The sequence below is a fragment of the Parasphingorhabdus litoris DSM 22379 genome (genome assembly GCF_020906275.1).
In the GTDB taxonomy this organism is placed as follows: domain Bacteria; phylum Pseudomonadota; class Alphaproteobacteria; order Sphingomonadales; family Sphingomonadaceae; genus Parasphingorhabdus; species Parasphingorhabdus litoris.
The window spans coordinates 434,368-460,344 of record NZ_CP086727.1; the positions used below are offsets into that span (position 1 = coordinate 434,368).

At 54.0% G+C, this 25,977-nt stretch carries 26 protein-coding genes; 14 read left to right on the forward strand and 12 right to left on the reverse strand.

Annotation, left to right across the window (positions count from 1 at the left end; translation table 11 throughout):
- Positions 1-26: 26 nt before the first annotated feature.
- The gene (locus BS29_RS02185; RefSeq protein WP_229955591.1) at positions 27-947 is read right to left on the reverse strand and encodes a hydroxymethylglutaryl-CoA lyase; all 921 of its coding nucleotides are present in this window, start codon (positions 945-947) and stop codon (positions 27-29) included.
- A gap of 63 nt (positions 948-1,010) precedes the next feature.
- Between BS29_RS02185 and BS29_RS02190 the strand changes: the two genes are divergently transcribed.
- Positions 1,011-2,192 carry a CaiB/BaiF CoA transferase family protein gene (locus BS29_RS02190; protein ID WP_229955592.1) on the forward strand — a complete coding sequence of 394 codons (1,182 nt, stop codon included), beginning with the start codon at positions 1,011-1,013 and terminating at the stop codon, positions 2,190-2,192.
- Here BS29_RS02190 and BS29_RS02195 read toward each other — a convergent pair whose 3' ends face one another.
- On the reverse strand, positions 2,193-2,843 hold the full coding sequence (locus BS29_RS02195; RefSeq protein WP_229955593.1) for a GntR family transcriptional regulator: 651 nt from the start codon (positions 2,841-2,843) through the stop codon (positions 2,193-2,195).
- Positions 2,844-2,974: 131 nt separating this feature from the next.
- On the opposite strand from BS29_RS02195, the gene BS29_RS02200 reads away from it, so the two are divergent.
- Genes BS29_RS02200 through BS29_RS02220 form a run of 5 tightly spaced genes read left to right on the forward strand, consistent with a single transcriptional unit; the run spans position 2,975 to position 7,774 of the window.
- Positions 2,975-3,727 carry an aspartate/glutamate racemase family protein gene (locus BS29_RS02200; protein WP_229955594.1) on the forward strand — a complete coding sequence of 251 codons (753 nt, stop codon included), beginning with the start codon at positions 2,975-2,977 and terminating at the stop codon, positions 3,725-3,727.
- On the forward strand, positions 3,727-4,158 hold the full coding sequence (locus BS29_RS02205) for a nuclear transport factor 2 family protein (RefSeq protein WP_229955595.1): 432 nt from the start codon (positions 3,727-3,729) through the stop codon (positions 4,156-4,158). The genes BS29_RS02200 and BS29_RS02205 overlap by 1 nt, the downstream gene beginning before the upstream one ends.
- Complete coding sequence (locus BS29_RS02210; protein ID WP_229955596.1) at positions 4,158-4,556, forward strand: nuclear transport factor 2 family protein; 399 nt, start codon at positions 4,158-4,160, stop codon at positions 4,554-4,556. The genes BS29_RS02205 and BS29_RS02210 overlap by 1 nt, the downstream gene beginning before the upstream one ends.
- A gap of 59 nt (positions 4,557-4,615) precedes the next feature.
- A complete protein-coding gene (locus BS29_RS02215; protein ID WP_229955597.1) occupies positions 4,616-7,141 on the forward strand; it encodes a TonB-dependent receptor in 2,526 nt (841 codons plus the stop codon).
- 3 nt (positions 7,142-7,144) lie between these two features.
- On the forward strand, positions 7,145-7,774 hold the full coding sequence (locus BS29_RS02220; protein ID WP_229955598.1) for an isochorismatase family protein: 630 nt from the start codon (positions 7,145-7,147) through the stop codon (positions 7,772-7,774).
- Positions 7,775-7,778: 4 nt separating this feature from the next.
- Here BS29_RS02220 and BS29_RS02225 read toward each other — a convergent pair whose 3' ends face one another.
- The 9 genes from BS29_RS02225 to BS29_RS02265 all read right to left on the reverse strand — a co-directional run bounded on the left by BS29_RS02225 (position 7,779) and on the right by BS29_RS02265 (position 17,915).
- Positions 7,779-9,140, reverse strand: a complete 1,362-nt coding sequence (locus tag BS29_RS02225; RefSeq protein WP_229955599.1) for an alkaline phosphatase PhoX — start codon at positions 9,138-9,140, stop codon at positions 7,779-7,781.
- A 99-nt stretch (positions 9,141-9,239) separates the two neighbouring features.
- Entirely contained in the window at positions 9,240-10,199 is a 960-nt protein-coding gene (locus BS29_RS02230) for an SDR family oxidoreductase (RefSeq protein WP_229955600.1), read from the reverse strand.
- Between the two features lie 29 nt (positions 10,200-10,228).
- Complete coding sequence (locus BS29_RS02235; RefSeq protein WP_229955601.1) at positions 10,229-11,848, reverse strand: FAD-dependent oxidoreductase; 1,620 nt, start codon at positions 11,846-11,848, stop codon at positions 10,229-10,231.
- A 97-nt stretch (positions 11,849-11,945) separates the two neighbouring features.
- Positions 11,946-13,121, reverse strand: a complete 1,176-nt coding sequence (locus tag BS29_RS02240; RefSeq protein ID WP_229955602.1) for a CaiB/BaiF CoA transferase family protein — start codon at positions 13,119-13,121, stop codon at positions 11,946-11,948.
- Positions 13,118-14,050 (reverse strand): hydroxymethylglutaryl-CoA lyase, encoded by a 933-nt coding sequence (locus tag BS29_RS02245; protein ID WP_229955603.1) that lies wholly within the window; start codon positions 14,048-14,050, stop codon positions 13,118-13,120. Before BS29_RS02245 ends, BS29_RS02240 begins: the two co-directional genes overlap by 4 nt.
- Positions 14,047-14,664 carry a 3-isopropylmalate dehydratase small subunit gene (leuD, locus tag BS29_RS02250; protein WP_229955604.1) on the reverse strand — a complete coding sequence of 206 codons (618 nt, stop codon included), beginning with the start codon at positions 14,662-14,664 and terminating at the stop codon, positions 14,047-14,049. The genes BS29_RS02245 and leuD overlap by 4 nt, the downstream gene beginning before the upstream one ends.
- Positions 14,664-16,064, reverse strand: coding sequence for a 3-isopropylmalate dehydratase large subunit (locus BS29_RS02255; RefSeq protein ID WP_229955605.1), 1,401 nt, complete (start codon positions 16,062-16,064; stop codon positions 14,664-14,666). The genes leuD and BS29_RS02255 overlap by 1 nt, the downstream gene beginning before the upstream one ends.
- Positions 16,036-16,536: a DUF3598 domain-containing protein gene (locus BS29_RS02260; protein WP_229955606.1), complete on the reverse strand. Its 501-nt coding sequence runs from the start codon at positions 16,534-16,536 to the stop codon at positions 16,036-16,038. The genes BS29_RS02255 and BS29_RS02260 overlap by 29 nt, the downstream gene beginning before the upstream one ends.
- Entirely contained in the window at positions 16,536-17,915 is a 1,380-nt protein-coding gene (locus BS29_RS02265; protein WP_229955607.1) for an alpha/beta fold hydrolase, read from the reverse strand. The genes BS29_RS02260 and BS29_RS02265 overlap by 1 nt, the downstream gene beginning before the upstream one ends.
- A gap of 85 nt (positions 17,916-18,000) precedes the next feature.
- On the opposite strand from BS29_RS02265, the gene BS29_RS02270 reads away from it, so the two are divergent.
- Genes BS29_RS02270 through BS29_RS02300 form a run of 7 tightly spaced genes read left to right on the forward strand, consistent with a single transcriptional unit; the run spans position 18,001 to position 24,393 of the window.
- Positions 18,001-18,681 (forward strand): isochorismatase family protein, encoded by a 681-nt coding sequence (locus tag BS29_RS02270; RefSeq protein ID WP_229955608.1) that lies wholly within the window; start codon positions 18,001-18,003, stop codon positions 18,679-18,681.
- On the forward strand, positions 18,681-19,574 hold the full coding sequence (locus tag BS29_RS02275) for a polysaccharide deacetylase family protein (protein ID WP_229955609.1): 894 nt from the start codon (positions 18,681-18,683) through the stop codon (positions 19,572-19,574). The genes BS29_RS02270 and BS29_RS02275 overlap by 1 nt, the downstream gene beginning before the upstream one ends.
- On the forward strand, positions 19,571-20,494 hold the full coding sequence (locus tag BS29_RS02280; protein WP_229955610.1) for a polysaccharide deacetylase family protein: 924 nt from the start codon (positions 19,571-19,573) through the stop codon (positions 20,492-20,494). Before BS29_RS02275 ends, BS29_RS02280 begins: the two co-directional genes overlap by 4 nt.
- The gene (locus tag BS29_RS02285; RefSeq protein ID WP_229955611.1) at positions 20,491-21,912 is read left to right on the forward strand and encodes an aldehyde dehydrogenase family protein; all 1,422 of its coding nucleotides are present in this window, start codon (positions 20,491-20,493) and stop codon (positions 21,910-21,912) included. Before BS29_RS02280 ends, BS29_RS02285 begins: the two co-directional genes overlap by 4 nt.
- Positions 21,912-23,099, forward strand: a complete 1,188-nt coding sequence (locus BS29_RS02290; RefSeq protein ID WP_229955612.1) for a class I SAM-dependent methyltransferase — start codon at positions 21,912-21,914, stop codon at positions 23,097-23,099. Before BS29_RS02285 ends, BS29_RS02290 begins: the two co-directional genes overlap by 1 nt.
- Positions 23,096-23,377: a hypothetical protein gene (locus BS29_RS02295; protein WP_229955613.1), complete on the forward strand. Its 282-nt coding sequence runs from the start codon at positions 23,096-23,098 to the stop codon at positions 23,375-23,377. Before BS29_RS02290 ends, BS29_RS02295 begins: the two co-directional genes overlap by 4 nt.
- Complete coding sequence (locus tag BS29_RS02300) at positions 23,374-24,393, forward strand: zinc-dependent alcohol dehydrogenase family protein (protein WP_229955614.1); 1,020 nt, start codon at positions 23,374-23,376, stop codon at positions 24,391-24,393. The genes BS29_RS02295 and BS29_RS02300 overlap by 4 nt, the downstream gene beginning before the upstream one ends.
- Here the strand turns inward: BS29_RS02300 and BS29_RS02305 are convergent.
- Positions 24,383-25,111, reverse strand: coding sequence for a DUF3108 domain-containing protein (locus tag BS29_RS02305; RefSeq protein ID WP_229955615.1), 729 nt, complete (start codon positions 25,109-25,111; stop codon positions 24,383-24,385). The genes BS29_RS02300 and BS29_RS02305 overlap by 11 nt on opposite strands.
- A 108-nt stretch (positions 25,112-25,219) precedes the next feature.
- On the opposite strand from BS29_RS02305, the gene BS29_RS02310 reads away from it, so the two are divergent.
- The gene (locus BS29_RS02310) at positions 25,220-25,912 is read left to right on the forward strand and encodes a hypothetical protein (protein WP_229955616.1); all 693 of its coding nucleotides are present in this window, start codon (positions 25,220-25,222) and stop codon (positions 25,910-25,912) included.
- Positions 25,913-25,977 lie beyond the last annotated feature (65 nt).

Consider the following 25,977-nt stretch of genomic DNA (forward strand, 5'->3'; position numbering starts at 1 on the left):
TATTCTCTCTCTTATTATTTCTGCATTCAGGCTTCGGCCCTTGCGACAAGCGATGGCAAAGGCCGTTTCATTATTGTTTCAAACCATTGGTTGGTGGCGATGGCCTTTCGTAGGTCAACACCGTGACGGATGGACGAACGGTCAAGAAGGTTGATCAAATCCTCGGTTGCAATATTGCCCGTTGCATTAGGCGCGAAAGGACACCCCCCTAGACCGCCAAGGCTTGCGTCCAGTGTCGACACCCCAGAGCGCACTGCCGCCCAGGCATTCGCAATACCGGTATTGCGCGTGTCATGAAAATGGGCGCGCATCGTGATGTGGTCAGGCAGTATTTCGCGAAGACGTCCGAAAAGATCCTCAACCTGTCCCGGAACCCCGACACCGATCGTATCGGCGAGCGCTATTTCGAGCGGTTCTTCTTCGGCCATCTCGCTTGCGATGTTCAAAACAGTCTCAGGTGGGACGTGGCCTTCAAAGGGGCAACCAAAGGCAGCAGAGATAGTGACCTGTGCTTTCAGGCCTTCCGTTTTGGCAAAGCGGATCATCTCACGATTCTCTCTGATGCCTTGCTCGATGGTTTGGCCTTGATTCTTTTCGCCGAACGTATCGCTGGCAACGATCACGCAGCCCGCTTCGTCGATACCCCGTTTGCCGCCCTCTTTTGTTGCAAGTCCGCGTAGAACACCGCGTTTGTTGAGGCACAGCCCGATATACGACATGTCTTCGCGGTCGGGAAGATCAGCAATAACGGCCTCAGCGTCAGCCATTTGCGGGACGCGCTTGGGATGGACAAAGCTCGCCACCTCCATTCGCCGAATACCGGCATCGATCATGCGGTTTATCAGGCCAAGCTTGTCACCGGTCGATATGATTTCCTGCTCGTTTTGTAACCCGTCGCGCGGGCCGACTTCAACGATATTGACTGATATGGGGTTTTCATGCGCCATAGAAATTGTATACAATCTATATTTTCCTTTGTATAGCAAAAGGATCATGCAGGAGGTTTTTTAATGGCGCAAGGGGCACTGACCGGATTGCGATTGATTGAAATGGGTCAGCTGATCGCCGGCCCTTTTTGTGGCCAGCTAATGGGTGATCATGGTGCAGAAGTAATCAAAATAGAGCCACCAAAAGTGGGCGACGCTATGCGTAGCTGGGGGCAGGGCATACCTCTCTGGTTCTCGGTTGTAGGCCGCAACAAGAAGTCGATCACGCTCAATCTGCGAGAGAAAGAAGGCCAAGACATCGTCAAAAAATTAGTCGAGAAAAGCGACTTTCTGCTGGAAAATTTTCGCCCCGGCACGATGGAAAAATGGGGACTTGGCTATGATCAGTTGAGTGCGATTAACGAAGCGCTGATCATGATTCGCGTTTCTGGCTATGGTCAGACTGGACCGTACGCGTCGCGCGCTGGCTATGGTTCTATTGGTGAGGCAATGGGCGGCATGCGCTATATTGCAGGCGAGCCAGATCGCCCGCCGAGCCGTGCAGGCCTGTCGATCGGCGATTCGCTGGCGGCCACCTATGCCTGTCTCGGTGCGATGATGGCGCTGCACCATCGACATGCGACCGGCAAAGGGCAGGTTGTTGATTCGGCAATCTACGAAGCGGTGCTGGCCAATATGGAATCGACGATCGCGGAATATACAGTGGCGGGGCATATCCGAGAGCGAACGGGTTCTATTCTTCCGAAAATCGCACCGTCAAATGTGTATGAGACCAAGGACGGCAGCGTCTTGATTGGCGGTAATCAGGACAGCGTTTGGAAGCGGATGGCGGCGATGATGGGGCAAGCAGAGCTCGGCGATGATCCACGCTATGCCACTCATGTCGCGCGTGGAGAACATCAGACGGAGCTTGATGTCCTGGTCAACAATTGGACCAAGACACTCACCAGTCAGGAAGTACTTGATTTATGTGAGGAAAATGGAGTTCCAGCGGGCAATATTTATCGGGCACCGGAAATGCTAGCCGACCCACATTTTGAGGCGCGCGATGCATTGATCAAGATGGATCATCCGCAGCATGCGAACTTCGTGATGCAGAACGTCGCGCCAAAGCTGTCAGATACCCCGGGTAAAGTAGAAACAATCGGCCCGGAACTCGGTGCACATAATGAAGCGATTTATGGCGAATTGTTGGGTATGGATAGCGCTCAAATGGCGGATCTTCAGGAACGGGGAATTATCTAGTCACCTGTCTTCTGGTGCCGCTGTAATGCTGAAAGAATGAAAAGCGCGCCGAATGTGGCTGATCATAACGGCTCTGGCCCAATCGGCATCTTTGGCGGCAAAGGCGGCGATTAACTCATCATGATCGAGAGCCGATTGCGTAAGCTGGGTCTTGGAATATTGATGTGCAGTCCGGCGGACCACAGGTTGTTCGACCAATGCGGGCATCAGTTTGCTAAGGCGCGGCGATCGGGCGCATTCCAGTATCAGGTCATGGAAGCGCCGATTTGCTTCCAGAAAAGCCGCAATGTTGGGCGATGATTGGCTGACTGCGCGCTTCAGTTCGTCATTGATTCCGCGCAAGGCGTTCAAAGTATCCCCGTCAATCCGCTGTGCGGCCCGGGCAGCAGCATGCGCCTCCAGCATAGCGCGTAGGGTAAACATTTCATCGACCTCGTCCTCTGACCAGTCGGCCACGGAAAGGCGTTTGGATGCACTGCGCACTACCAGCATTTCATTTTCCAACCGCCGGACAGCATCACGCACAGACGTGCGAGATACACCGGAAATTTCCGACAGTTTCTCCTCGGTCAACTGCATGCCGGGGGCTGCCTCTCCCTGCAGGATAAAGGAACGGATTTTCTGATAAGCGGTTTCTGATGCGCGGCTCATATGTGCTGTGTTGGCTCCAAATTTGTTTTCAGATCAGATTGCCGATCAAGAATGATAGCACAAACCAGTTTCCTCTTGACGGGCATGAATTGTATACAATACAGATTGCATGGAGGGAATTGTCAATCGTTATGCCTGATCCAAAACGTATAAAAGTCATTGTTCCCATCCCGATGGATGAAGTTGGCGTTGCTGCCCGCGCCGAACAATTGCCCGCTGATTTTGTCCGTGAGGGGTTTAAACCGGAATTTGTCGCTGTGCCTTGGGGCGCTGCTCTGGGTGACAGCTATCACGACACTATGCTGATGGACTGGACGGTTTTTCAGGCCGGAATAAAAGCGGAAGAGGAAGGCTATGCTGGCGTCCTCATCGACACGGTAAGCGACAGCGGCATGCGCGCCTTGCGATCATGTCTTACAATTCCCGTTGTTGGCCCGGGCGAGGCCGCTTTTGCAGCCGCCATGATGCTCGGCAAGAAATTCACGGTGCTGACCATGTGGCCGGAATGGTTTCCGCTCTATGAGAAAACCCTGACTGAATATGGCTGGTGGGAACGGGTGGCGTCGCTGCGGTCGATAGAAACGCGCCCTGATGTCACCGAGTTGCTCGCCGGTAAGGAAGAAATCATCTTCGACAAGCTGAAAGCCGAAGCGACAGCCGCGATGGAAGAAGACGGGGCGGACGTTATCGTGCTGGGTTCCACGACCATGCATCAGTCGGCCCAATATCTCGATGACAATCTGCCGATCCCGGTGCTGAATCCGGGGCAGGTGGCCTATAAATTTCTCGAAACCTTGCTGGAACTGGGCCTGACCCACAGCAAGAAAGCATTTCCGGCACCCGAAGTGCCCAAAGACGATGATATCAGAAAAGGATGGTATTAATGGCAGACTGGACCCCCGGCATGGCAGGGCAGGTGCCGCTGCCATATCGCTTTTACATTGATATCGTGACGAAGCGTTATTTTGACGGCGTCGATAACAAGAACCTGACGCAAGTGCTGAACTGCTTTGCACCCGACGCTATATTGCATGAAGCGACATCCAATACGATCCACGAAGGTCGCGATGCAATCCGCGCGATGTTCGAAAAGCTGTTCGCGGATTTTGAGTCGATTTGGCATGGTAATTTCGCCCATACTGCTGACCCTGATACCAACACCGTCTGTTCCCAGTTCACAGTATTGATCACACCCAATGGCGGTGAGCAATTGCGCTACGAAAATTGCAACCGGTTTTATTGCAAGGATCGGCTGTTTCAACATGTCTTTGTCTATATGAGCGGTGACAACCTTCTGAAAGAGGGAGATGCCTGATGCAATATGAACCCGGTCTCTCTCGCGCAGAGCTGATTGAATTTGCTACAAAAACCTATTTCGGCAATGTTGATGCAAAGAACATGGATGCCACGCTCGCTTGCTTCCACGACGAAGCCCTTTTCTGCGTTCAGACCAGCTTTACCCGTCATGCCGGGAAAGCCGAAATCAAGCGCATGTTTGAGGATTTCTTTGGCGCCTATGAAACCATTATCCACCGTGATTTCACTTGTACGGTTGATGAAGCCAATGGCCGGATTGCTGCCAGCTTTGTCGCGGAGCTGACCGATGCCGACGGCAATGTCACATTGTTGAACAACACCAATTTCTGGCGCATGCGCGATGGAAAATTTCAGGAAGTCTATGTTTACATGAGCGGAGAGAACGTCCTCGTTTAAAATCAATATGACGGGTCAAAAGGCCTGCACATCATTCCATTCAGGGAAGGAAAAACAACATGTATCGCATCAAAACGGCTCTTTCACTTTCGGCAGGCTTTGCTGCTCTGGTGAGTTTTAACCCGGCTTTGGCTCAGTCCGCTGGCGATCAAGGCGCCGGCGAGGGCGAAGATAGCAACGTAATTATCGTCACCGCCCGGCGTCAGGACGAGCTACTAGCAGAAGTGCCCGCATCAGTCACAGTCTTCACTGCTGAAACGCTTGAACGTACTGGTATCGAACAAGCCGACGAGTTTGTGCAACTAACTGCTGGTGTCACCATCGTCAGTGGCACCGCAGAGGCTGGTGATACCCAGATCAACATTCGCGGCATCAACGGCGCGCGCGATGCAGAAAGCTCGGTCGCGCTAGTGGTGGATGGTATTTTGAAAACCAATACGGCACAGCTCAATCAGGATCAGGGCACATTGCGCCAGATCGAAATCCTGAAAGGTCCGCAAGGCGCGCTTTATGGACGCAATGCGGCGGCTGGTGCGATTGTTATCCAAACTCTGAAACCGGGCGATGAGCTTGAGGGCGGTGTGCGGTTGAGCGCAGCGGAAGACAATACCTACAAAGCATCGGCTTATGTGTCGGCGCCGGTCGGTGACAGCGCTGGTTTCGTTCTTTCTGGTTCCTACAATACCACCGATGGTTTTTACCGGAACAGCTTCCTCAATAACCGCAAAGTCGTCGATGATCAGGAAACATGGTCGGTTGACGGGCGCTTTGTCGCTGAACTCGGTCCTGACACGGAAGTGGATGTAAAGGCCCGCTATGCCGATCTCTCCGGCGCGTCGATTAACTTCAACGCAGCATTCCATCTGCCAAATTTCGCGGCAAATAACCCGGCCTTTTTTGAAGACGTGAACGATCACCCGTTCAACTATTATTCGAATATTCGTCCGACGAATGAGCAGCAGACATTTGAAGCCTCGGTCAAGCTGACTCACGAATTTGATTTCGCGACACTGACGGCTTGGGCGCTCTATGCCGATGTCGATCAGGCATTGACCGCCGATGGCACGTCTGCTGACTTTGCTCGTTACACTTTTCCAGGAGCGACGCAGGCTTCGATCGATGCTTCCAATAGCTGCTTCGCTACCACTGCCGCATTGACTGGTTTCCCGGTCAACCAACCGGGCTTTATTGGAAACGTGCCGGTGCCTTTCATCTTTGATCCTGCCAATGGATCGACGTTTGGGCCTTATAGTCCAACTACTTGTGATGGAACGCAGTTTCAGATTCGCGAACAGACCGATATCAGCGCCGAAGTCCGATTGGCCTCCAATGGCGATGGCCCGCTCGGTTGGCAGATTGGCGGCTATTTCCTGAACATCGACCGGGATGTAGGGGTCAGCTTGGGAGCCGATTTGGGGCAGGGCGTGATCCGCGAACTGTTCAACGATCCAAATAGTGCCAACCCGACGTCACAGCTGTTCGCCGATAATTTCAATACCAATGTCTATGCTGTATTTGGCTCATTGGATTATGAAGTTGCGGACAATTTCGATATTGGACTGGCCTTGCGCTATGATATTGAAGACCGTGAAGTGTCCAGTCAGGTTCCGCTGGCGACGGACCCGATTACCGGAACACCGATTAACCCGGGCCAGGCTTTTGGTGCCATTCCCGATCAGTCGGAAACGTTCAAACAGCTCCAGCCCAAATTATCGCTGCGTTACGGGTTGACCGATGACATTAATTTTTACGCTAACTGGGGCATCGGATTCAAATCCGGTGGTTTCAACAATCAGGGTTCTGCTGCGATTGTTGATCAGAATTTCAACCAGTTCATCGGTACCAATGTTCTGATCAACGACATCTTCCGCAAGGAAACATCCAGTGCTTTTGAAGCTGGGTTCAAAGGGTCCATTGCCGATGGCCGGATCACTTTTGATTTGGCGGGTTATTATACCGATGTCGATGACATGCAGTTTTTCGAGTTTTTCGTCGGCGGTTTCGGCCTTTTGCGTGTGGTCTCCAATATCGATGAAGTCGAACTTTACGGTCTGGAATTCAACGCAAATGCCGAAATCGTGGAGGGCTGGAATATCTTCGGCGCGGTTAACGTGACTGAAAGCGAGATCAAGGCGAATGCATCACGTCCTAATACGGTGGGCAATAAATCGCCTTACACGGCAGATTATACGATCAATATCGGGACTCAGGTCGTTGCGCCCATTGCCAATGATTTTGATCTGGTGATGCGGGCCGATTACCGGATAACCGGTCCGACATGGTTCCATTCGGTTCAGGATGACACCAGCCCGACACTGTTTAGTGGATTGCTGCCGGGCTCTGCTTTGGCGCTTCCAGCCTTTGTCGGGGATGCGGACTATTCGATTACTGAAAGAGAGGCCTTTGGTGTGCTGGACCTTCGCTTCGGTCTGGAAGGCGATAACTGGAACATCACCGCCTTCGCCGACAATTTGCTCAATCGCAAATATCTGAATGAAGTCATTCCGGCGATTGAATTTGGCGGTTCCTTTATCTCACCGGGTGAACTGCGCCGCTTTGGTGTCGAAGTCGGGTATAAATTCTGATCTATGGCAGGTGGCGCAGCGGATAATTACGGGGGAGTCTTCGACGGATCGATGGGTTTTGGTGCCAAACCTGCGCTTATCCTCATCGATTTCGTCGAAGCCTATTTTGATCCGTCTTGTGCGCTATATGCAGGGGTTGAAGAGGCGCTGAAAAATGCGCTGAAATTGCGGGACGCGGCGCGCGAAGCGGGCCTGTTAATCGTCTATACCAATGTCAGCTACACGCAGTCGATGATCGATGGCGGCCGATTTGCCCAGAAAGTTCCACCGCTTGAAAATTTTGTCGCTGGCCATCCAATGGGTGCATGGCCCAAGGGACTAGAACCCGCGGATGATGAACTGGTCATCACCAAACATTATCCCAGTGCGTTTTTCGGTACGTCCCTGGCTTCAACGCTGACTGCCAATGGCAATGACAGCTTAATCATCACCGGCCTGTCAACCAGCGGTTGTGTGCGGGCCAGTTGTGTTGATTGCTGTTCCCATGGCTTCATCCCGATCATTGCAGAAGATGCGGTCGGAGACCGCCATGAAGCGCCACACAAAGCCAATTTGTTCGACATGCAGGCGAAATATGCTGATGTCTTGCCTAGCGCCAAAATCATGGAATATTTGAGCGAACTGAAGCTTTAGCGGACTAAATCGCTTTGTTCCAAGGCCCCGATATAGCCAGCGTCTTTGTCGGACTATAGAGATTTACAAACATCGTGCGGCCATCGGGAGAGAAGCAGGCACCGGCAGGCTCTGTCTGAACTCTGATCCGCGCCAGAGCATAAGCTTCGCCACGTGGTGTAACGCCGCGCAGATGATTATCAACAGTCGCACTATACTGATCTTCACAAACAACCAAATGGCCATTGGGCGCGATAGTCAGGTTATCACCATAGCTGAATTCGCGACGATCCGTTGATTCCAGAAAGAGTTGTAAAAGCGCGGGTGCGCCAGCTTCTTCTTTCTGTCCTTCATAGCGGGAGGGTCGATAACGCATGATCTGCCCTTCTTTCGCCGCTCCGCCGTTAGTGCAGCAGAAATAGAATTCGCCATCCCCATATATAATGCCCTCACCACGGGCAAATTTGATTGCGCCGTCACGGGCGCCGCGCTCGCGCAAGTCATCCTTGGGACTTTCAACTTCGTTCACATCAACCCAGCGGACAAACTGCCACGATCCTGTTTTGAAAGTCACCTCACCCCAATTGCGGCTGTCATTATCGAGCGCTTCATCGGTAAAGGCCAGCGCCTGTAATCTACCGCCTTCAGCCAGCTTTCCCGAAACATTGGGAATGAACCGATAAAACAAACTGTCATTACGATCTTCCGTCAGATACACGATCCCTGTCGCCGGATCGACGGCCGCTGCTTCATGATTAAATCTGCCCATGGCCTTGAGTGGGACCGGATCGACCAACCCTTCATGAGCAGCGGGCACTTCAAAAATCCAGCCGTGATCTCGTTTCACGCCCTCGCCTGCGCGTGTCATATCCTCCTCGCAACTAAGCCAACTGCCCCAAGGTGTTGTTCCACCTGCACAGTTGCGGATGGTACCAACGAGGCTGAGATGCTCTCGCTCTACCGCCAGGCTTTCGCCATCCAGCAATAAGGTCGTAGTCCCGCCGACCAGAGGTTTCCCATCCTGACCATGGTCGTAAGTTGCCAGCGTTGAAGGGACATCTCCGAAGGGGCCGTCGTCAAAATGACTGGCTTTCAGCTCATGGTTGCGAACCAGCGCGATCTTGCCGTTCGGCATCGCAAAGCAGCCCATGCCATCGGCGCGGTCCGGGACCCGGTTGCCATCAGACATAGCACCACGAAATTCGGAAATGACCCGATAGGAAAAACCTTCTGGCAGATCGATCAAACCGTTGGGATCGGTCTGCAATGCACCATAGCCTTTATGGGACATTGCTGCACCGGTACGCGCGAGGCTGCTATGTTGTGCAAAACCAGAAAACGCCAGAGCGGTCAGGCCTCCGGCAAAATTGCGGCGATTAATTTGCATGTTGCTCACCCTGTCAGTGGTCACTTTCCTATCGAATATAGTGCCAACTTATCCATTCAACATGACAGATTCTTGAAAGGGAGCGATAGAATTGGAACATTAATTCCCTTGTTGCATGCCTGCCATCCTGATCGCCAGCGCAGGATCGGTCGGATCGGTCCAATCCTGCCGGGCTGCCCATTCGGCCAGTGGGGTCGGCCGGGTTTTGAAATGTTTCGCCATTTCCGCTGGATCAGCAATGAGCGGCGACACTGGTTGTTCATTATAGAAACTGTAGAAACTTGCCATGCCGCTATAAATTGATTTGGGTTCGACGGTGGCCGAACCGGTAACAAGCAGGCTCATCGCAGATGCAAACTCATTTGGTGTCATGCTCTTGAACGTAATCGGTTTGCCGGCGGCTTCGCTAAGGATCGCAGCAACTTCATCACCGACTAGGGCTTGTGGCCCGCCAACTGCGTAGCGCCCGCTCGGTAGATTATCATTTTGCAGCGCTTCAACCATGAAGGCGGCGACATCATCCAAACAGATCCACGAAATTTTCAAATCCGGCTTAGCGGGATAAGCAAATATCGAACTGTTGACGATGGAAGGCTTGTTCCAGCTCCGGATCATATTATCCATGAAGACTTTGGTCTCGAAAATCGCATATTCGATGCCACTTTCGATTATCGCTTTCTCTATGGCCCGACGGCCGTCATGGGCCGGGTTGCCATTATCTTCATCGGCTACATAGCAGCTGGTATTGAAGACGATTTTGCACATACTGCTCGCCTTGGCCGCGGCTGCAATATTGCGACCAAGCTGGGTGGCTTTGTCGAGATCGAATACGAAAGGCAGGTGCATTGCTATTGCATCCATGCCCTGTGCAGCGGCAATCATCGACTGCTCATCGTAAAGATCGGCTTCAACCGTTTCGACATCCGCAAATGGTGTGTTGGCGAGTGCGGCTGTATTGCGCAGAGCTGCCACTGGATGCAGGCCAGCTGCGAGCAATCGTTCTAACAAAGGATGGCCTTGGTCGCCAGTTGCACCGATGGTCAATATTCTGATGGTCATTTCCTCTTCTTGAACAGGTTGATTGTTGGTCAGCTGTTGATCCGCCGGGCAGCAGAGCGGCCAGCAATATATCCGAAGGTCAAGGCGGGGCCGAGGGTCCCGCCGGCGCCTGCATAAACCCCGCCGGTTGGACAGCTGATAACGTTGCCGGCTGCGAACAGGCCGGGAATTGGCTCTCCTTCATGATCAAGCACCTGCGCTGATCCATCGGTTCTGGCACCGCCATTGGTACCGAGCGCACCCATACGGATTTCCACTGCATAAAAGGGACCATTGGTAATTGCGCCCAATGTCGCGGATGCGCCTTCGCGTGACCTGTCCCCGTAAAAGCGATCATAGGCACTTTCGCCACGACCAAAATCAGGATCATGACCCTTGATGGCATGGGCGTTGAAATGGGAGACGGTTTCCATCAATTGCTTGCTATCCATATCCAACGCAGCGCCAAGACTTTCCAAATCATCTGCGCTTGTGATCCAGTCCGGTAGCGGATCACCGGGCATCACGGAGGCTAGAGGATAGCGGGACAGATATTGTGAATCGAAAATCAGATAAGCAGGTAAATTGGGATAGGCATATGTTGCCGGATCAAATTGATGAAACGCCCCCGCCAGCGCTGAATAGTTATTGGCTTCGTTGCAAAAGCGCTTGCCAGCGGCATTGACCATAATGGTATGCGGCAAGGTTCGTTCGATCAAAACCGGCATGGAACGTTGTTCGCCGCCTTCCCATTTCACATCCGGCATAGAGAGGGTAGGCACCCACCATGCGCTGGTCATATTGCCAAGGCTGGCCCCGGCTGCCATTGCCATTTTTAGACCATCACCCTGGTTGGTTGGTGGTGAGGCAGGGGCATCAAGGGGGCCACGCAGAAAAGCTTGTTTCAACTCCTCATTCCACTCAAATCCGCCAGTCGCGAGGATCACAGCTTGTGAAGCGTTGACAGTCAGATCGCCATTATCGCGACGTATTCTTGCACCTGTCACACGACCATTTTCGACAACCAGGCGGTAGCCATCTACATCCAATAAAGGCTCAATTCCCCGATCAAGACAGGCCTTTAGCAACCGTCCAATCAAAGCCTGTCCCCACCCGCGCAAATCTTCGTCTTCGCGGCGTGCCATCTCGGATGGATCAATCTGTCCAGTGCCGCCACCCAGCGGCGTTTCTCGCAACATCATGCGCGGTGCGGGGCCATGCTCAAAAACCTTCTGAGCCCATTCGCCGAGCGCAGAAAAATCGAACAGATCATTGTCCAGCGCGCGGCCGCCATCTGGCTTGGCTCCGGGGCGATCGAGATAATAGTCAGGATAGCCTTCCAGCAAGCTGAGTCTCGCCGCGTCGAGATCTTCGAGAAAACTTAAAGCGCGTGGGCTTTCTTCGACAAAGGCAGATAGTGCAACTTCATCTATATCGCCCTGATCGAGAGAGCGGAAATAGGCGAGCGCGTCCTCGCGGCTGTCTTCGATACCATGAACCTGCATCTGCCGATTGCCGGGTATCCAAACGATACCGCCAGATATCGCAGCGGTACCGCCCAGCTTTGGCTGCTTTTCGATGACCGTTACGCTCGCACCAGCCTCATGTGCTGCTAGAGCAGCGGTCAGGCCGGCCGCACCAGCCCCGATGACCAGAACATCTGTGTTCATGGCATTGGATCTCCCTCTTTAGTGTGCAGAGTAAGAGAGATCGTCCGTACAGGGCCACTGTTACTTTTGTGCCAGAGAGTATTGACCCGAAGTCAGATTAATTGACTGTGCCAGCATCCTTTAGAATCTGGATCTGTTCCTGGTTTAAACCGAGTTCATTCAAAATCGCATCGCTATGTTCGCCGATGGTTGATAGTTTGGCAGATGCAGATGGCCGTGCTCCGTCCATTTCAATCGGAAGCGATGGTAGCTTGGTCTGTTCTCCATTTGCCAGAGAGACGGGCTCTAGGCCGCCGCTGGCGTTGAGATGCGGATCGTCAAACATATCTTCTGGGCGCGCAATTGGTGCAAAAGGCAGACCGGTTCCTTCGAGCTTGGCGATCAGTTCATCCCGCCCAAAGCCGGCAATGAGTTCACGAATCTGCGGCATGATCCTGTCGCGCGCTGCAACCCGGTTGTTATTCTCGCGAATGCTTTCATCGGCCCATAGATCATCCAGAGCGAATAGCTTGCAGAATTTTTCCCACAGTGCATCGGTCACTACGCCGATAAAAATCGGCTCATCCTTGGTCTGAAACACATCATAAATTGCCCAAGCCGAGATGCGAGCGGGCATGGGGTCGGCCGCTTTTCCGGTTACTGCCTTTTGCGCCATATGCTGACCAATCAGATAGACGGTGGTTTCAAAAAGAGAGCTTTGCACCTTTTGCCCCTTGCCGGTTTGGTGGCGCTCTTCCACCGCCGCCAATATTGCGATTACTCCGAACATGCCGCCGGTAACATCGATGACACTGGAACCCGCACGCAGGGGTTGGCCTGGCGGTCCTGTCATATAGGCAAGTCCACCCATCATTTGGGCCACTTCGTCAAGCGCCGTACGATTTTCATAGGGGCCGGGAAGGAACCCTTTTTCCGACGCATAGATTAACCGATCATTGGTCTTGGCGAGCTCTTCATAGCCCAACCCCAGACGATCCATGGCGCCGGGGCGGTAATTTTCGACCAATATGTCGGCGCTTTCAACCAGCTGCCGGGCAATGCCGAGTCCCTCGGAGTCTTTCAGGTTAAGCGAAATGCTTTGCTTGTGCCGATTATACATCGGGAAATAGCCCGAACCGGAACCAACCAGATTGCGGGTCCGGTCACCGCCAATGGGTTCGACGCGGATCACGTCTGCACCCAGTGAGGCAAGGATCGCGCCGACTGCTGGCCCCATGACCATATGGGTGAATTCGATGACTTTCAGTCCAGCAAGGGGTGTTGGTGTTTTCATGCTGCGGTCCTTTCAAATCCGAGCGGTAGGCCTGCGTCGGGTGTGAAGCCGTAAAGCGGTTCGCCGGGCAGGGCTGCTGCAATAATATCCCTTACTTTCAGCAGCTTGTCGAGGTCGATGCCCGTGTTGATGCCCATGGCTTCGAGCATGAATACCAGATCCTCGGTTACGATATTACCCGAGGCACCCGGTGCGAAAGGACAACCGCCCAGACCGCCAAGAGACGCATCAAAAGTGGTAATGCCTTCTTCCAGTCCGGCCATGACATTGGCCAAGCCAAGCCCGCGCGTGTTGTGGAGGTGCAGCGTGTTGAGCTTGTCAGCGCCGATGACACCTTTAATCTGGCGGACCATTCGCGTGACCTGTGCTGGGTTGGCATAGCCTGTGGTATCGGACAGGCCGACCTCGGCGACACCGGCTTCGATGGCCGCTTCCGCTAGGCGTGCAACCTGATCTTCGCTAACCGGGCCTTCGATGGTGCAGCCGAAAGCGGTGGAAAGTCCCACTTCGAAATGGGGGCGGCGTCCTTCGGGCTGCGCAGCGACCAGATCGGCAATCGCTTTGATCTCGGCAAGCATGGCTGGATGGTCCTTGCGGACATTCTTGATGCTGTGGGTTTCGGACATCGAAAAAGGGATCGACATCTTGTCGACGCCAGCGGCAACAGCGCGCTCTGCGCCTTTCAGATTGGGAATCAACGCAACAACGTCTAGATCAGGTAAGGTCTTGGCATAGGCGACAATCTCGGCGGTATCCGCCATTTGGGGTAGCAAGGTGGGCGGCACAAAGCTCCCCACTTCAATCTCGCTCACGCCCGCTTCTGCTTCCGCTTTGATCCATGCCTTTTTGGCTTCGGTGGGCATCACGGCATCGACACTTTGCAGACCGTCGCGAGGTCCAACTTCGCTGATTGTGACAGATGGGGTCATTGACTGGCTCCTAGGTATATCCATGGCCGCTTTGCGCGGTCGACCGTTTGCCATGCGGCAATTTCGTTGGCCATTTTTAAACTAAGGTCGATAGCGTCCAATCCCTCCAGCAACATTGCTTTGGGTTCTTCGTCAATCGGGAAGGGCCAGCTTTGAGCTGCATTGATGCTGACTTTTTCGGCTGCCAGATCAATCGTGACCGGTTGGCTTGCCTTTTCAATGGCATTGATGGCTGCTGCATCGAGAACCGCCGGCAAAATGCCGTTGCGGACGCAATTGCCGGCAAAAATCGGTGCGAAGCTTGGTGCAATAACAGCACGGAAACCATATTCTGCCAAAGCCCAGACAGCATGCTCGCGGCTTGATCCGCAACCAAAATTGGCACCGCCAAGAATGATCTGGCTATCTGCAAAATGGGGATCGTTGAGCACAAAATCCGGATTCGGATCACGGCCGCCAATTGCAGAATAGCGCCACCCGGCAAACAGACCGTCAGCAAGTCCTGTTTTTCCTGTGCTCTTCATCTCGCGAGAGGGAATGATCTGGTCCGTATCGATATTGTTACGGATCAACGGCATGGGAAGAGAAGTCAGTGTGGTGAACGGCTCTGCCATCACAACAGCTCCCGCACATCGGCAATGGCACCGGCCAGCGCACTGGCCACCACCGTTTCGGGGCTGGCAATATGGGTTTTGACACCCGGACCCTGACGACTCTCAAAATTGCGGTTGGTGGTCGAGATCACCCGTGATCCCGCTTCAAAACTCTCGCCACCGGCATAGAAACACATCGAGCAGCCACTTTCCCGCCACTCAAAGCCCGCATCACGAAAAATTTTGTCAATCCCTTCTGCTTCTGCTTCGCGCTTCACGCGAGATGAACCGGGAACACAGATGGCTTTGATGTGATCGGCGATTTTCTTGCCCTCTAACAGCGCGCTGGCGCGGCGCAGGTCGGACAGGCGGCTGTTCGTGCAACTGCCGATAAAAGCGGCATCTATCGGTTTTCCAGCAAGACTCTCACCTTTCTCCAGTGCCATATATTGAAGCGGCCGGTCGCCCGCCGTTTCGGGTAACGTGCTGTCGATCTCGACACTATGTTCCGGACTGGTGCCCCAGCTGACCATCGGCCCAATGGCGCTAGAATCGATCTCAATTTCAGCATCGAATACTGCATCCGCATCGCTGGCCAACTTCTTCCAGCTAGTGACGGCTTGATCCCAAAGCGCATCTTTCGGAGCATAGCGCCGCCCCTCAAGATAAGCGAAAGTTTTGGCGTCAGGGGCGATAAAACCCGACATGGCGGAAAATTCCGTTGCCATGTTGCACAGGGTCATCCGTCCTTCCATGTCGAGCGCTTCAACCGCATCTCCGGCAAATTCGACCGCATGCCCTTTGCCGCCTGCCGCGCCATGGCGGGCGATCAGGGTCATAATCATGTCTTTGGCGGTAACGCCTTTTGAAACCTGACCCGAAAATCGAACGCGCATCGATTTGGGTTTGTTCAATCGCAGCGTTCCCGTCGCCATCGCATGTTCTGCTTCCGATGACCCTATACCCCATGCCAGCGCTCCAAAAGCGCCCTGCGTACATGTATGGCTGTCTGGTGCCACCAATGTACATCCTGGCAAAACAATGCCGAGTTCTGGGGAAATGACATGAACAATTCCCTGGTCCGGGTCATTCACATCAAACAGTGCGATGCCGGCTGCATTGGCGGCGGCGCGTGTTTCGGTGATGAAAGCCTGACCACCTGGCATCAGGGTCTTGTCCGTCCGCCCGGGGCGGGTATCGACAATATGGTCTGTAACAGCGAAAACCCGGGCTGGATCAGCCACTGAACGTCCCGCTTCCCTCAAAGCGTTTAACGCAGAGGCCCCGGTACGTTCGTGCAGGAATATCCGGTCTATAGCCACAAGTGCGCCGCCGCCCGGCAAGGCAGCGACGACTTGGCTATCCCATAATTTGTCAAAAAGGCTTAATGCTTCAGGCAGGAACGGCCCCCATTTCGGCATCAATAGAGCGCCAGTCCTTGGTCACGAAAACCTCCTGTATCGCTGTCCGGGTTTCCAATAAACCGTTGCGGATCCAATGCCATGTCCGGCACCGGTTCTGGCCATCGTCGGAAATCTGGATCTGTTCATAGAGATAAAGAGACGGATCGCCCTGCCTTTGCCAATAAAGCATCACTGTGCGGTTATATTCATCCAACGGCACTTCTGCGGCCCAACCTTTTATCAGATCATTGTCCCACCATACCCGCTTGTCGCGATATTCGGCTGGAAATTCCCGAATCTCCGTCTTGCCATCTGCCCAAGTATAATGGTTGGTCTGATGATAGGGGATATCTCCTTGATCAGGAAAACGGCACAGCAGGCGAGAGGCGTGCTCGTCAATTTTCTCATTCTGCGCATTGAAATAGGTGTAGGTGCCGTCCCAAACGCCTTCATGGCGGGCCAAAAGCGGCATGTCTTCTCTGATTCCCATTAGTTTTCCTTTTGTTTAGATTGGAGGGCGATATGAAATTCTTTGGCTGCTGATGCATTGATCAGCGCGAGATGCTCCGAGGCAAGATGCTCTGGCTTAAGCTGCTGTGCATCAAATGTGACGGCATGAGCGGCATCGACCTGATACCAAGGCGCAAACATGTGACGGGCACGAACAATCTGCCACGCCATAGTGAGATAGTTGCCAAAACGATCTGGCGACAAATCCGGATATAGTTTTTCCGGTTCGCCTTCAGGCAGGGAAGGATAGACTGTCGTTCCTGTGCCGAGAGCATCAGCAACAGCATTTATGACATCCTGCCAAGGAACCCAACTGACCGGAGCTTCGTCGGTCCAATTGTCCGACAAGCCATGGCCGGGCAGATCAATGGCCATCTGACCGGCGGGTGGATTGCCGATCACTGCATAGGCGGGGGCATGAAGACTGAGCTGATCTGCGCTGCGATCGCCGCGCCAGTGGATCAAACCGTTAAAAGCATCCGTTCGAATCTCGACAAAACCCTCATCACTGGCATCAGATGAGGTGTCGATTGTCACCGTCTCCGTAGCCAGCAAATGGGACAGGCTAACCGCCTGATGCTCCTCTGGCGTTGTGACTTTTTGCGCCGCCCAGCCGGATGGCATGTCACCCAAGCGATCGATATGCTCTTGCAAGGGGTCGCCATTATAGGCGCTGATAAGGCAGGGTGGGACATCAGCGCCCACGGCCGGAATGTCACGCGGCGCCCGAAGCACGGCACCATAGCCGGCCTGGTAAGCGTTTCCAGCATCGAGCATTTCACGAACAATCGCATCCACGCGCGCAGGATCATCATTGGCAACCGAAAGCCGATGGGTATCATCGGTTGCAAACCACGGGAAGAACCAGCTTTGTTCCAATATCCTGTTCCACAACCATGTCAGATGTTCGCCATAATCGGACGGATGAAATTCGGGAAGATAACGATCGCTGAACAGCGCCATCTCTTCCGCGGACCAAATGGCATAGCCGCCGACTGCCAACGTCGTGATTCGAGTCGGGTGTCGTTTGACTGCTGTCACCAGAATGATGCCGCCGGAATGAAAACCATAGGCAGCGCATTTTTCGATTCCCAGCGCGTCGAGAAAGTCGATAGTCGCATCCGCATATTCGGCAATTTCCGGTTGGCCGGGAAGCGGATCAGATTGCCCAAAACCCGCTGTATCAGGAGCAATACAGGTAAAATGCGCTGCCCATTTTTCCATCAGCGCTTCATATTCTTTTGAGCTGCGCGGGCTTTGGTGCACCATAAGCAGCGGCGGACCTTTGCCCGCCTTGCGATAATGGACGCGGCGTTTATTGCCGCCGCTCGAAACATCGATAAAGTGCCGTGTGATCATTTTTCCAATTTGTCCGGACAAATTTGTCTCGACAAGTCTTTTTTGCAGATTATTGTAATTTTATCGAATCCGGAGAGAAAAAACTATGACGCTTGTCGGCACAAAAATGGTTTCCGATGGCCGCACGGCGCGGGAAATCTTTGAAGAAGTCATTGGCAACCCCGCACGAAAGAAATTTGGTTTCGGCGATAAGCTCGCCATCGTCAATGTCGATGTGCAACAGGCCTATACGCGGACGGACATGTTCAAGACCGCATATGAGACCGATCCGAATCAGATTGACTATATCAATCAAATTTCTGCGTCAGCACGGGCTAAAGCTATGCCGGTTATCTGGAGCCGGGTCGCTTATAAAGAAGACGCCGGTGATGCTGGTGTCTGGGGTACGCGAACCGATACTGAAGATTCGTTGCAGAATATCAAATATGACAGCGAGCGGCACCTGCTTGATCCGCGCTGTGAAATAGGGGCCGATGATCTGCAATATACCAAACGGATGCCGAGCGCCTTTTTCGAAACGCCGCTGGCGAGCTATTTGACATGGCATAAAGTCGATACGGTGGTGGTGACCGGCGGCTCTACGTCTGGCTGTGTGCGTGCCACAGCGGTAGATGCGCTAAGTCATGGATATCGCACGATCGTTCCGATTGAAACCTGCGCCGATAAGCATGAAAGCTATCATTTTGCCAACCTGACTGATTTGCAATTGAAATACGCGGATGTCGAACCGGTGCAGGCGGTGATTGACTGGCTGGAGGCGCGCTAGTGTCCGAAGCACAAAATTCCGATCCAGGATTATATGACTATCTGCCCTATCGCGGTCGTCCGAAAATCGAGTGGCCGGAGGGAAAGACTTGCGCGGTCTGGGTTGCGCCCAATCTGGAATTTTACGAACTGGACCCGGCGGTTAACCCTCATCGGAAGAGCTGGGTAAAGCCGCATCCGGATGTTGTCGGTTATAGCCACCGCGATCATGCGAACCGCGTGTCGCACTGGCGCATGGCGGAGATGATGACAAAACACGGCTTTCCCGGATCTGTCAGCCTGTCGGTCGCCTTATGTGATCATATTCCGGAAGTGGTGGAGGATGCCAATCAGCGTGGTTGGGAGTTTTTTAGCCATGGTATTTACAATACCCGCTATTCTTATGGAATGGATGAGGCGCAGGAACGTGCGATTATTGAGGACTCGATTGAAACGGTACAGCGCTCCACCGGCCAAAGAATCAGAGGCTGGCTGGCTCCCGCGCTGACACATACGCCGCGCACGCTCGACCTGCTTGCGGAATATGGCATGGATTATACCTGCGACCTGTATCACGATGATCAACCGACGGACGTAAAAGTGAAGTCTGGGCGGTTGACCGCGATTCCCTATAGCCTTGAGGTCAACGACCATTATGGCTTCTTCATCTACAATATGTCGCCGACAGAATATGCCGATACGCTGATACGGCAATATAACCGACTGGCGGAAGAGGGCGAACAATCAGGAACTGTAATGTGCATTCCTCTGCACAGCTATCTCATTGGTCAACCTCATCGGATTGGTCCGTTTGAAGCAGTGCTCGAACATATTGCGGGGGATGGCCGGGCATGGATTTCCAGGGCCGGTGATATCGTGGATGCCTTCCGGAAACAGACCGGAGGTGCATCATGAGCCTTGATCCAAGCTATCTCGAATACCCGAAGCGTGGTCGTGGTATGGACCATGCTTACTATCCTTACAGCAACCTGTTCGGGCGGAAACCGGTATCATGGCCTGATGATAAGAAGCTACTTATTTGGCCGGTCATCAGCCTGGAATATTTCCCGATGATGCCGGATGATGATCCCTTCCGAGCCCCCGGCCATATGCAGACCGCTTATCCAGATTATCGCCACTATACTGCGCGCGAATATGGCACACGGATAGGGATTTACCGGTTGCTGGATGCGTTTGAAAAGGTGAGAGCAAAAGTCTCGGTAGCAACCAACAGCGTGATGGCTGAACGCTATCCGGAGCTGATTGAGGATATCCTGTCCGGTGGTCATGAGATCATCGCGCATAGCACGGATATGAACGGCACGATTGCAGGTGGTATGGATGAGGCGGATGAAAAGGCCCTGATCAATGCAGCGCTTACCACCTTGGAAGAAGCGACCGGGAAGCGGCCGCGCGGCTGGCTATCGATAGCGCGGTCACAGAGCTTCAAAACCGCAAAGCTCCTAGCAGAAGCTGGTGTAGAATATATGTGTGACTGGGCGAATGACGAACTGCCTTATAGATTTAAGACAGACGCTGGAACGATCACCAATATCCCGCTTAATCATGAACTCTCCGATCGCCAGATTATCAATGTCCAGCAGCACTCGGTCGACAGCTATGCCCAGCAGATACGCGATGCTGCAGACTGGTTGCTTGCGGAGGCTGAGTCATATGGTGGCCGGATGCTACCGATGCATCTGACGCCCTATATCATGGGACTGCCTTATCGGATCAGCGGTTTTGAGAAGCTGATCGCGAGCTTTGCAGAGCATAATGATATCGGGTTTGCAAGAGGCGATGCGATACTCAACAGCTGGAAGGCACAGCAATGAAGATACGCAATCCGCGTACTGGTAAAACCGACTATGAGATCGCTCCGTTAAGTGGTGAGACGGTCACTGATATTGCCCAGCAACTGCGCGCAGCGCAGACCGGCTGGGCAGCCAAGACACCCGAAGAACGTGGCGCAATATTGCTGCAATGGGCGGATGCGATCGAAGTCAATCTTGGGACGATCATCCCTGCGTTGACTAACGACACGGGGCGCGGTGGGATTTCGAAAATCGAAGCGGCGGGAGTACCGGGACAAATACGGCGCTGGGCAAGAACGGCGCCGCAGCTTATCGCCGAAGGTCAACCAGCTGATCAGCCGACTTCAGTTCCGACGATCACCACATCGACGGAATTGGTGCCATATCAACTGGCCGGTGTGATCAGCCCGTGGAACTTCCCGATGACGCTCGCGCTGATTGACGCGATTCCGGCTTTGATGGCGGGATCAGCAGTGCTGATAAAACCGTCTGAGGTAACGCCACGATTTATCAAGCCGCTGATGGCAACTGTCGAGCAAATCCCGGAGCTAGCGGCGGTGCTGTCGATCATTGAAGGCGATGGAAAAACCGGAGCGGCGATGATTGATCAGGTCGATTATGTCTGTTTTACAGGCTCGGTGGCGACGGGGTGGAAAGTTGGCGAAAGTGCCGCGCAGGCGTTTATTCCGGCTAGTCTGGAGCTGGGCGGTAAGGACCCGATGATCGTGCTGGCGAGCGCGGATCCGGAGACGGCAGCGGCGACGGCGCTGCGGGCCAGTATCGTCAACACCGGGCAGGCCTGCCAGTCGATCGAGCGGGTCTATGTGGCGCGGGAGATTGCCGAGCCGTTTCTCGCCAGTTTGACGGCGCAGGCAGAGGCGGTGGCGCTCAATTACCCCGACATCAATAAAGGCCATATCGGCCCGTTTATCTTTGAAAAACAAGCGGAAATTGCGCAGAACCAGATTGATGACGCGGTCAGGAAAGGCGCCAAACTGGTCACCGGGGGCGCAGTCGAAAATCTCGGCGGCGGGCTCTATCTCAGGCCAACCATTCTCACCGATGTCCCACCGGATTCAAACATCATCCGCGAAGAGAATTTCGGTCCCGTCATCCCGGTCGTGATCTATGATCAGATTGAAGAGGCGATTGCACAGGCGAATGATAGTATCTTCGGTTTGTCCGCTGCGGTTGTTGGCGGATCGGTTACGGAAGCGGAACAGATCGCATCCCATCTGAAGGCGGGCGCGGTATCAATCAATGACGGGTCGCTAACATCGATGGTCTGGGAAGCGGAAAAATCGAGCTTTGGCTATTCCGGGCTCGGCGCATCGCGAATGGGGGCCAGCGGCCTGATGCGCTTCTTCCGTAAACGCGTGCTGATCCGGCAATCGGGCGAGGCAGCGCGAATAGAGGCTTTTGCAGAGGAGAATTTCTGATGGGCGTGGAATTGCAGCATCCGATGAAACCGGAACTGACGGCGGAAGAGGCCGCGCGCGGGCGCTTTGTGTCCGGCATCCGGGCGTTCATCCTCAACGATCTCGCCGGTGATTTGCGCTTGGCCTATGACAAGCGCGCAGCCCCTGCCTTTGCCCGGGAGAACGGCCGCCAGCCGGAAACCAGCAACGAAGCACATCAGGCGCTGCGCGGAGACCCGGCGTTCAACATCTATTCGGCAATGCGGGTGCAGGCGCAGAAAATGGTCTGGCAGGCGTCGGGCGATGTGGTGGCAAGAGATATTGAACGGTTGGAAGCGGAGGCAGCGAAAGTTGCCAACGGGCCTGGTTCTGTCAAACTCAATCCCGATCTCGATATCCCCCGTAATGTCGATGCGATTGAAGTGCACCTGATGCCGGGCAGCTACACGCGCGGCGGAGACTCTCTCGAAGCCGGCGCGGTCTATGATCAGGGGTTGGCCGTGTTCTCTATGGGTCTGATGGGTGCCAATCTTGATGATATCGGCCTGTCCATGGCCGCTTATGTGAAAGGGAAATTCCCCGATTTCAAACCGCAGAGCATTCTCGATACCGGTTGCACTATCGGCCACAATACATTGCCATGGAAACAGACCTATCCCGACGCAAAGGTAGAGGCGATTGACGCAGCGGCGGGCGGCCTGCGCTATGCATCGGCGCGCGCCAAGATGCAGGGGCAGGAGGTCAGTTTCGCGCAAATGTCCGCCGATGCGCTGGACTATCCCGACGCCAGTTTCGACCTCGTCTTTTCCTCGATGTTCCTGCATGAATTATCGAAGAAAGCGCGCGCGGCGGCGTTTAAGGAAGCCTATCGGGTGCTGAAACCTGGCGGTCTGCTGCTCCATATGGAATTGCCACCTAATGACCAGATGAATGCCTTTGACGGCTTTTATCTGGACTGGGACAGCTGGTATAATTCGGAGCCTTTCTACAAAGGTTATCGCGATGAGAGCCCGCCCGAATTGTGCCAGGCAGGCGGCTTTGGCGCAGACGACTATTTCCAGTTCGTCGTGCCCAGCATCGGCATCTATGGTGAGGAAGCGGTAGCGCAAGCCATTGCAGACGAGAATGCGAATGCCGTCGACAGCGAAACCACCGGACGACTGGCCGAAGGCATTATGTGGTTTGGTTTTGGTGCTTGGAAAAGATGAGCACGCAAAAGGAAAACCCCGGTCCGGTTTTCAAACCGGACGACACACCGAAAGATATTTACGGGCTTGATGGCAACCCCCAGTTTTTCGATGATCCCGGCATGGACCGCTTTGTCGCCGTCGTCATGAATATGGCGCAGGAAATGTGGGTGCAGGAAGAGCGGCTGATGGCGCTTGAAGGCCTGGAAGCCTCTGAAGCGGAGCGTGAAGCAAAGCTCAAGGAATTTATCGATCGTATTTTTGCACCGCTGCGCGAACAAGGGAGTGACGAAACATGAAGGCTTGGCAAATCGGATCCAGAACCGGCATTGGCGGATTGCAGTTGGCCGAGCATAGCGATCCGGAACCGGGCCCGGACGAGATTGTCGTCAAGGTCACGGCAGCCGGTCTTAACTATCGCGACCTGATGGTGCTTCGCGGCGACTATGGTACGGATCTGCCTGAAGATCGCGTGCCTCTGTCTGACGGTGTCGGCGTGATTGAAGCCATTGGGGCTGATGTTACCGGACTGGAAGTGGGAACCCGCGTCATGGCCCCGCATTTCGCCACCTGGCTCGATGGCGCCTATAGCTTTGCCGTATTTGCCAGAGATCTGGGCGTTACCGCCAATGGCTGGCTAGCCGAGAAAATCATTCTCCCTGCAAATGCAGCCGTGGTCGTACCTGAAAATGTGAGCGACAATAGCGCGGCTACCTTCTCGGTCGTCGGCAGCACGGTCTGGCATGCGATGATGGCCTTTGGTGAGGCTAAGCCGGGCGATCTCGTGCTCGCACAGGGAACCGGCGGTGTATCCATATTCGCGCTGCAGCTGGCCAAGGCAATGGGAATGGATTTCGCGATCACCTCGTCGAGCGATGAAAAACTGGCGCGTGCCAAGGAAATGGGCGCGGATTACGGCATCAACTATCGCGACCGACCCGATTGGGGCACCGCTTTGCTGGACGCCACGAGTGGCCGAGGCGCAGATGTTGTCGTTGATACATTGGGTTTTCCGGCGATGGGCGAAACCGTGGCGGCCTGCGCCGTCAATGCGCGCATCGGATCTCTGGGGGCGCTGTCCGGAACGCCGCAGGATCAATCCAGCGCCAGCCAGGGCGCTTTGATTGGCAAGAATATCGCAATCAAGGGCATCGCATCCGGCAATCGAGAGATGCTGCAACAGGCGCTGGATGTGGTTGCGAAAAACGATATCGAACTGTTGGTCGAAAGCGTTTTCGACTTTGACGATGCAGCTGCGGCTTTCACGCATCTCGAAAGCGGCAGTCATATGGGCAAGGTGATGATTACCGTTTAAGTTCGACCAGCTCGTACCACGTCATCATATAACCGCCGACGCCACCCTGTACGAATATGCCGTCGTCATCATCGGTAATCCACACGTCATAGGCGGGATGCTCGCCCGCCATGCCGCCGGTTCCCGGTACTATGCTGGCATCATCGACAAATTGCAGATGTTTGCACTGGAAGGTGCCGGCCGGCACGGTAACTTCTTCTGTGCCGATATAGATGGCACCGATCTTGACCTGTGCAATTTGCGGCGGGGTTGCACCACGATGATCGGGGGAGGGCAGATAGCAATTGAGCAGGCGCTTTGTTTCCTTATCCCAATCCTTGGTCGACAGCATATAGCCGTCTGAGACAATCGGGTGTGTGCCGAAACCGTCGAGCGGCAATTCCGCTTCAACCCTTTGAGAGAGCCTCCCGATCGAGGGGCCATAGGATTCCATTTCAACATGGGTTCCGTCAAAGCGCATCCAGCCTGAACCCATAAATTTATCTCCGACGGTTAGTCTGACATGGCAGTCCATCGGCTGTTTATGCTCGTCCATCGCGTAGATGATATCGCGCATAACCGTGGGTTCGGGTTCGTAAATTTCGCAATGCGCGCGCATGGTCACTTTGCCATCACTATGATGGGTGAACATGAAGGTTTCGAACCCGCGATTCTGACCCTCCATCTCCGGTTTGCGCGACGTATATTCCAGACGGCCTTCGATAATGCGGTGCTTCATCCCATTCTCCTCATGTTTCTTCATGCCAGCGCATTTTTCTCTTGCCAAGAGGAATTTGTCCGGACAAATTGCAGAAAGCTATTTACACGGTCTGGGAGGACGTTGGTAATGGAATTTCTCACAACAAATGAATTGAGCATTTTGCGCTGGATCCACATTCTGGCGATGGTTTACTGGCTGGGCGGCGAATGGGGTGTTTTCCAGACGAGTTACAATGTCACCAACCGCAACCTGTCGCTGGAAGAACGGCGGCGACACATGGAAACAGCCTATCGGATCGACATATTGGCGCGCACCGGCATTGTTCTGCTGCTACCGCTCGGCCTGCATATGGGCAAGCTATATGGTTTTGTGCCCTTTCTCGATGGTTCGGGAATCTGGTGGATGTGGCTGTTTTTTGCGATCTGGCTAGCGATGACCTGGACCGCCTTCATCAAGCGGGAAACCGATATCGGCGTGAAGGTGACCAAGATTGAAGAGATGCTGCGCTATCCGCTGATCGCCATCTTGTTCATTGTCACATTCATGGCACTGGGTGGCAGCGGCCCAATCACTTCGGGTGAGGGCAATGACTGGTATCCCGCCAAAATCGGCCTTTATGCCTTTGCCCTTTGCATCGGATTATTCCTGCGCGTCGTCATGCGCCACTGGACAGTGCGGTTTCGCAAGCTGGCTGAGGGACCCGATGCGGCAGAGGAAAACGCGCTCGAACGGGAAATCGGGCAAGCGCGTATTGCAGCCTATATCTACTGGATCACGATTGCCGGGGTCTGTTTCCTGGGCGCGGTCAAACCGTTCTGAAAACCAAGTTCCTCAAAGAAAGAGCCTGCCCAACATAGTTGTCGGGCAGGCTCTTTTTCATTCTT

What these genes read in the sequence shown, in the direction of transcription:
- BS29_RS02185 (WP_229955591.1), bottom strand. Translation starts at nt 947, where the DNA reads ATGGCGCATGAAAACCCCATATCAGTCAATATCGTTGAAGTCGGCCCG.
- BS29_RS02190 (WP_229955592.1), top strand. Translation starts at nt 1,011, where the DNA reads ATGGCGCAAGGGGCACTGACCGGATTGCGATTGATTGAAATGGGTCAG.
- BS29_RS02195 (WP_229955593.1), bottom strand. Translation starts at nt 2,843, where the DNA reads ATGAGCCGCGCATCAGAAACCGCTTATCAGAAAATCCGTTCCTTTATC.
- BS29_RS02200 (WP_229955594.1), top strand. Translation starts at nt 2,975, where the DNA reads ATGCCTGATCCAAAACGTATAAAAGTCATTGTTCCCATCCCGATGGAT.
- BS29_RS02205 (WP_229955595.1), top strand. Translation starts at nt 3,727, where the DNA reads ATGGCAGACTGGACCCCCGGCATGGCAGGGCAGGTGCCGCTGCCATAT.
- BS29_RS02210 (WP_229955596.1), top strand. Translation starts at nt 4,158, where the DNA reads ATGCAATATGAACCCGGTCTCTCTCGCGCAGAGCTGATTGAATTTGCT.
- BS29_RS02215 (WP_229955597.1), top strand. Translation starts at nt 4,616, where the DNA reads ATGTATCGCATCAAAACGGCTCTTTCACTTTCGGCAGGCTTTGCTGCT.
- BS29_RS02220 (WP_229955598.1), top strand. Translation starts at nt 7,145, where the DNA reads ATGGCAGGTGGCGCAGCGGATAATTACGGGGGAGTCTTCGACGGATCG.
- BS29_RS02225 (WP_229955599.1), bottom strand. Translation starts at nt 9,140, where the DNA reads ATGCAAATTAATCGCCGCAATTTTGCCGGAGGCCTGACCGCTCTGGCG.
- BS29_RS02230 (WP_229955600.1), bottom strand. Translation starts at nt 10,199, where the DNA reads ATGACCATCAGAATATTGACCATCGGTGCAACTGGCGACCAAGGCCAT.
- BS29_RS02235 (WP_229955601.1), bottom strand. Translation starts at nt 11,848, where the DNA reads ATGAACACAGATGTTCTGGTCATCGGGGCTGGTGCGGCCGGCCTGACC.
- BS29_RS02240 (WP_229955602.1), bottom strand. Translation starts at nt 13,121, where the DNA reads ATGAAAACACCAACACCCCTTGCTGGACTGAAAGTCATCGAATTCACC.
- BS29_RS02245 (WP_229955603.1), bottom strand. Translation starts at nt 14,050, where the DNA reads ATGACCCCATCTGTCACAATCAGCGAAGTTGGACCTCGCGACGGTCTG.
- leuD (WP_229955604.1), bottom strand. Translation starts at nt 14,664, where the DNA reads ATGGCAGAGCCGTTCACCACACTGACTTCTCTTCCCATGCCGTTGATC.
- BS29_RS02255 (WP_229955605.1), bottom strand. Translation starts at nt 16,064, where the DNA reads ATGCCGAAATGGGGGCCGTTCCTGCCTGAAGCATTAAGCCTTTTTGAC.
- BS29_RS02260 (WP_229955606.1), bottom strand. Translation starts at nt 16,536, where the DNA reads ATGGGAATCAGAGAAGACATGCCGCTTTTGGCCCGCCATGAAGGCGTT.
- BS29_RS02265 (WP_229955607.1), bottom strand. Translation starts at nt 17,915, where the DNA reads ATGATCACACGGCACTTTATCGATGTTTCGAGCGGCGGCAATAAACGC.
- BS29_RS02270 (WP_229955608.1), top strand. Translation starts at nt 18,001, where the DNA reads ATGACGCTTGTCGGCACAAAAATGGTTTCCGATGGCCGCACGGCGCGG.
- BS29_RS02280 (WP_229955610.1), top strand. Translation starts at nt 19,571, where the DNA reads ATGAGCCTTGATCCAAGCTATCTCGAATACCCGAAGCGTGGTCGTGGT.
- BS29_RS02285 (WP_229955611.1), top strand. Translation starts at nt 20,491, where the DNA reads ATGAAGATACGCAATCCGCGTACTGGTAAAACCGACTATGAGATCGCT.
- BS29_RS02290 (WP_229955612.1), top strand. Translation starts at nt 21,912, where the DNA reads ATGGGCGTGGAATTGCAGCATCCGATGAAACCGGAACTGACGGCGGAA.
- BS29_RS02295 (WP_229955613.1), top strand. Translation starts at nt 23,096, where the DNA reads ATGAGCACGCAAAAGGAAAACCCCGGTCCGGTTTTCAAACCGGACGAC.
- BS29_RS02300 (WP_229955614.1), top strand. Translation starts at nt 23,374, where the DNA reads ATGAAGGCTTGGCAAATCGGATCCAGAACCGGCATTGGCGGATTGCAG.
- BS29_RS02305 (WP_229955615.1), bottom strand. Translation starts at nt 25,111, where the DNA reads ATGAAGCACCGCATTATCGAAGGCCGTCTGGAATATACGTCGCGCAAA.
- BS29_RS02310 (WP_229955616.1), top strand. Translation starts at nt 25,220, where the DNA reads ATGGAATTTCTCACAACAAATGAATTGAGCATTTTGCGCTGGATCCAC.